Source organism: Flavobacterium sp. (assembly GCF_044376915.1).
In the GTDB taxonomy this organism is placed as follows: Bacteria; Bacteroidota; Bacteroidia; order Flavobacteriales; family Flavobacteriaceae; genus Flavobacterium.
Genome location: NZ_JBILKB010000142.1, coordinates 1 through 2,794, shown reverse-complemented (window position 1 = coordinate 2,794; position 2,794 = coordinate 1). Strand labels below are relative to the sequence as shown.

The window sequence follows — 2,794 nt, the reverse complement described above, 5'->3', positions numbered from 1 at the left end:
CCAAATTTTAAGGTTTATATTGATATTTTTTGCTGCACTCATACTATTTTATTTGTAATTTCTAGCTGCGATTTTTATAAACTCGTATTTCAATTCTTCTTTATGAAGTTCTTCTTTTGTAATATCGTCTCCTTTGTATTCCCAAGCTCCTACGAATGAGAAATTCTCATCATCACGAAGTGTTTCGCCTTCAGCATCTTGGTATTCTTCACGGAAATGACCTCCACAAGATTCCTTACGTTGTAAAGCATCCATCGCCATTAACTGACCTAAATCAATTAAGTCGGCAACTCTTAGTGCTTTTTCTAATTGAGGATTCAACTCTTCATTGCTTCCTGGAACATTTACATCGCGGTAAAAATCTTCTTTCAATTGAGCGATTTCAGCGATTGCTTCTGTTAATCCTTTTTCATTTCTACCCATTCCCACTTTATTCCACATGATCAAACCTAATTTTTTGTGGAAATAATCTACCGATTTCGTACCGTTATTATTCAAAAACTTACTGATCGAATCTTTAACTCGTGCTTCAGCTTCTTCAAATTCTGGTGCATCAGTGGCGATTTTACCCGTTCTAATTTCATCCGCTAAGTAATTTGAAATGGTATACGGCAATACGAAATAACCGTCTGCCAAACCTTGCATTAAAGCAGAAGCACCTAAACGGTTTGCACCGTGATCCGAGAAATTCGCCTCACCGGCAACAAAACAACCTGGAATCGAAGATTGTAAGTTGTAATCTACCCATACTCCACCCATAGTGTAATGTACCGCTGGATAAATTTTCATCGGTGTTTCGTATGGATTTTCATCGGTAATTTTTTGATACATGGTAAATAAATTACCGTATTTTTCTTTTAACCATTGCTTCCCGTATGCCGTAATCTCTTCAGGCGTTGGGTTGTGGTTTCCTTTTGCATAGGCAGCTTGTTTCCCTTTTGTTTGTATTTCAGTTGAGAAATCTAAGAAAACGCCTTCATTAGTATCGTTTGATTCAATTCCTCTTCCTTCATCACACACCTCTTTAGCCGCTCTTGAGGAGATATCTCTTGGTGCTAAGTTTCCAAAAGATGGGTATTTTCTTTCTAAATAATAATCTCTGTCTGCTTCAGCGATATCGGCAGGTTTTAATTTACCTTCTCTTACGGCAGCTGCGTCTTCTTTTGTTTTAGGAACCCAAATACGTCCCGAATTTCGTAACGATTCCGACATCAAGGTTAGCTTTGCCTGATTGGTTCCATGAACTGGAATACACGTTGGGTGAATTTGCACATAGCAAGGATTCGCAAATAAAGCCCCTTGTTTGTGTACTTTCCATGCGGCTGTTACGTTACTTCCCATGGCATTTGTTGAAAGGAAATATACGTTTCCATACCCTCCAGAAGCGATAACCACAGCATGCGCTGAATGTCTTTCAATGGCTCCAGTTACTAAGTTACGGGCGATGATTCCGCGTGCTTTCCCATCTACTTTTACCAAATCCAACATTTCGTGACGGTTGTACATTTTAACACGACCTAATCCGATTTGTCTCGATAAAGCAGAGTATGCTCCTAACAATAATTGTTGTCCGGTTTGTCCGGCTGCGTAGAACGTACGTTGTACTTGTGTTCCACCAAACGAACGGTTGTCTAACATTCCCCCATATTCACGGGCAAAAGGAACACCTTGAGCCACACATTGGTCGATGATATTTCCTGAAACTTCTGCCAAACGGTGTACATTTGCTTCACGCGCACGGTAGTCACCTCCTTTAATGGTATCGTAGAAAAGACGGTACACACTGTCACCATCATTTTGGTAATTTTTTGCGGCATTAATTCCTCCTTGAGCAGCAATTGAATGCGCACGTCGTGGAGAATCTTGAAAACAAAATGCTTTTACATTGTATCCCATTTCTCCTAAAGAGGCAGCAGCCGAAGCCCCTGCTAAACCTGTCCCAACTACAATAATATCGATTTTTGGTCGGTTATTAGGTGCAACTAGTTTCAAATGGTTTTTATGATCGGTCCATTTGTCTTTTAATGGACCCGCTGGTATTTTAGAATCTAACTTCATAATATATACTGATGTTGATTATTTTTTAAAGTGTAAGATAACTGGAATAATTGCAAACAATAGTGGTACTACAATTGCAAATGCTCTTCCGAAAAACTTGATGGCTGGTGTTAATTTTGAACTGTTCACGCCCAAAGATTGGAAAGCACTTTGAAAGCCATGCCACAAGTGAAATGCTAGAGCAAACATGGCTAAAACATAACCAATAGTAAAATACAATCCATATTTAGCATCTTTAAAAAAGTCGATCGTAAGCTTGTATAAATCTTTATAAAGATCGGCTGTTTTAACATCGGCTTGACTAAAATATAACTCGGTTCTATTTTTGATAATCAATTGTTTTGGCATCTCTCCTTGAGCAGTTTTATCTCCTTCTTTAGCTACTTGCTCGACCGGAAAATACTGTCCAACTTGCGTTCCAACATAAAATTTTTGTTTTTGTCCTTGTACTTCAATGGTTTTTGTCATTAAAGGCATGTTTTTGTCAAAATGCATTTTTGCCCAAAAATTAACCATGTGAGTGGCAATAAATACTAAAATAAGTGTCCCTAAAACTGCCATGTTTCTTGACGCTAAACTACTGGAAGAACCATCTGTTTTTGCGTAACCAACTGGACGCGCTTTTTTGTTTTGAACCGTTAAAGCAATTCCATCGATAGCGTGGAATAAAATAGAAATGTACGTTAAGTAAGAAAGTAATTTTACTGCCGGATTGGAAGTCATAAATAACGCATAC

General features: G+C 38.3%; 2 protein-coding genes. Both read right to left on the bottom strand.

The features are described 5' to 3' along the window. Nucleotides 1-48: 48 nt before the first annotated feature. On the bottom strand, nt 49-2,058 hold the full coding sequence (locus ACIQ6Z_RS09860) for a fumarate reductase/succinate dehydrogenase flavoprotein subunit (protein WP_396210705.1): 2,010 nt from the start codon (nt 2,056-2,058) through the stop codon (nt 49-51). Between the two features lie 18 nt (nt 2,059-2,076). After that, nucleotides 2,077-2,794, bottom strand: a 718-nt coding sequence (locus tag ACIQ6Z_RS09855) for a succinate dehydrogenase (protein ID WP_396210704.1), incomplete at its 5' end; no start/stop codon positions are given.

Excerpts from the sequence above, each read along its gene's own strand:
- ACIQ6Z_RS09860 (WP_396210705.1), bottom strand. The coding sequence starts at position 2,058 with ATGAAGTTAGATTCTAAAATACCAGCGGGTCCATTAAAAGACAAATGG.